1 rRNA gene is annotated in these 2933 nt (G+C 50.1%); it reads right to left on the reverse strand.

From position 1 onward, the window contains the following. Positions 1-27: 27 nt before the first annotated feature. Positions 28-2905, reverse strand: a 23S ribosomal RNA gene (locus tag ACFSJY_RS14440). Between the last annotated feature and the right edge of the window lie 28 nt (positions 2906-2933).

Below are 2933 nucleotides of genomic sequence, written 5' to 3' on the forward strand. Positions count from 1 at the left end.
CAGTCTACAAAACCACTTGGGTGTTGTATGGTTAAGCCTCACGGGCAATTAGTATCAGTTAGCTCAAGGCCTCACAACCCTTACACACCTGACCTATCAACGTCGTAGTCTCCAACGACCCTTTAGGGAACTTAAAGTTCCAGTGAGAACTCATCTCAAAGCCTGCTTCCCGCTTAGATGCTTTCAGCGGTTATCAGTTCCGAACGTAGCTACCCGGCAATGCTATTGGCATAACAACCGGAACACCAGAGGTTCGTCCACTCCGGTCCTCTCGTACTAGGAGCAGCCCTCTTCAATTCTCAAACGCCCACGGCAGATAGGGACCGAACTGTCTCACGACGTTCTAAACCCAGCTCGCGTACCACTTTAAATGGCGAACAGCCATACCCTTGGGACCGACTTCAGCCCCAGGATGTGATGAGCCGACATCGAGGTGCCAAACACCGCCGTCGATATGAACTCTTGGGCGGTATCAGCCTGTTATCCCCGGAGTACCTTTTATCCGTTGAGCGATGGCCCTTCCATACAGAACCACCGGATCACTATGACCTGCTTTCGCACCTGCTCGACGTGTCTGTCTCGCAGTTAAGCTGGCTTATGCCATTGCACTAACCGTACGATGTCCGACCGTACTTAGCCAACCTTCGTGCTCCTCCGTTACGCTTTGGGAGGAGACCGCCCCAGTCAAACTACCCACCAGACAGTGTCCCCAACCCCGATAAGGGGCCTAGGTTAGAACATCACGCATACAAGGGTGGTATTTCAAGATTGGCTCCACTCACACTGGCGTGCAAGTTTCAAAGCCTCCCACCTATCCTACACATGTAGGAGCAATGTTCACTGTCAAGCTATAGTAAAGGTTCACGGGGTCTTTCCGTCTAGCCGCGGGTATACGGCATCTTAACCGCAATTTCAATTTCACTGAGTCTCGGGTGGAGACAGTGTGGCCATGATTACGCCATTCGTGCAGGTCGGAACTTACCCGACAAGGAATTTCGCTACCTTAGGACCGTTATAGTTACGGCCGCCGTTTACCGGGGCTTCGATCATGAGCTTCGCAGAGCTAACCCAATCAATTAACCTTCCGGCACCGGGCAGGCGTCACACCGTATACGTCATCTTTCGATTTTGCACAGTGCTGTGTTTTTAATAAACAGTTCCAGCCACCTGGTTACTTCGACTGACCTCAGCTTAGGGAGCAAGTCCCATCACCAGAGCCAGCGTACCTTCTCCCGAAGTTACGGTACTATTTTGCCTAGTTCCTTCACCCGAGTTCTCTCAAGCGCCTTAGTATTCTCTACCTAACCACCTGTGTCGGTTTGGGGTACGGTTCCTTTATATCTGAAGCTTAGAAGATTTTCCTGGAAGCATGGCATCAACAACTTCAACTCCGTAGAGTCTCGTCTCGTATCTCAGCCTTAAGAACCCGGATTTGCCTAAGTTCTCAGCCTACATACTTTCACACGGACAACCAACGCCGTGCTTGTTTAGCCTTCTCCGTCCCTCCATCGCAATATAAAGAAGTACAGAAATATTAATCTGTTTCCCATCGACTACACCTCTCGGTCTCGCCTTAGGGGCCGACTTACCCTGCCCTGATTAACATGGGACAGGAAACCTTGGTCTTTCGGCGTGGGGGTTTTTCACCCCCATTATCGTTACTCATGTCAGCATTCGCACTTCTGATACCTCCAGCAAGCTTTACAACTCACCTTCAACGGCTTACAGAACGCTCCCCTACCACTCAAACAAAGTTTGAATCCGCAGCTTCGGTGCATAGTTTAGCCCCGTTACATCTTCCGCGCAGACCGACTCGACTAGTGAGCTATTACGCTTTCTTTAAAGGATGGCTGCTTCTAAGCCAACCTCCTAGCTGTCTATGCCTTTCCACATCGTTTCCCACTTAACTATGACTTTGGGACCTTAGCTGGCGGTCTGGGTTGTTTCCCTCTTCACTACGGACGTTAGCACCCATAGTGTGTCTCCCGGATATCACTCATCGGTATTCGGAGTTTGCAAAGGGTTGGTAAGTCGGGATGACCCCCTAGCCTTAACAGTGCTCTACCCCCGATGGTGTTCGTCCGAGGCTCTACCTAAATAGATTTCGGGGAGAACCAGCTATCTCCCGGCTTGATTAGCCTTTCACTCCGACCCACAGGTCATCACCGCATTTTTCAACATACGTGTGTTCGGTCCTCCAGTCAGTGTTACCTGACCTTCAACCTGCCCATGGGTAGATCGCCGGGTTTCGGGTCTATACCTTGCAACTAAACGCGCAGTTAACACTCGCTTTCGCTACGGCTCCCCTAATCGGTTAACCTTGCTACAAAATATAAGTCGCTGACCCATTATACAAAAGGTACGCAGTCGCCCGAAGGCTTCCACTGCTTGTACATATGCGGTTTCAGGTTCTATTTCACTCCCCTCACAGGGGTTCTTTTCGCCTTTCCCTCACGGTACTGGTTCACTATCGGTCAGTTAGGAGTATTTAGCCTTGGAGGATGGTCCCCCCATATTCAGTCAACATTTCACGTGTGCCGACCTACTCGATTTCACAATGTGTTTGTCTTCGTGTACGGGGCTATCACCCTGTATCGCCAAGCTTTCCAGCTTGTTCCACTGACGCCCACACGCTTAAGGGCTAATTCGCGTTCGCTCGCCGCTACTAACGAAATCTCGGTTGATTTCTTTTCCTCGGGGTACTTAGATGTTTCAGTTCTCCCGGTTTGCCTCATTGAGCTATGTATTCACTCAATGATAGTGCCTTATGGCACTGGGTTTCCCCATTCAGAAATCCTAGGTTATAACGCTTTTTATCAACTTACCTAGGCTTATCGCAGATTAACACGTCTTTCATCGCCTCTAACTGCCAAGGCATCCACCACATACGCTTAGTCACTTAACCATACAACCCCAAATAGTTTTGAGTCATC

This window comes from Thalassotalea euphylliae, assembly GCF_042682785.1.
GTDB classification, from domain to species: domain Bacteria; phylum Pseudomonadota; class Gammaproteobacteria; order Enterobacterales; family Alteromonadaceae; genus Thalassotalea_F; species Thalassotalea_F euphylliae.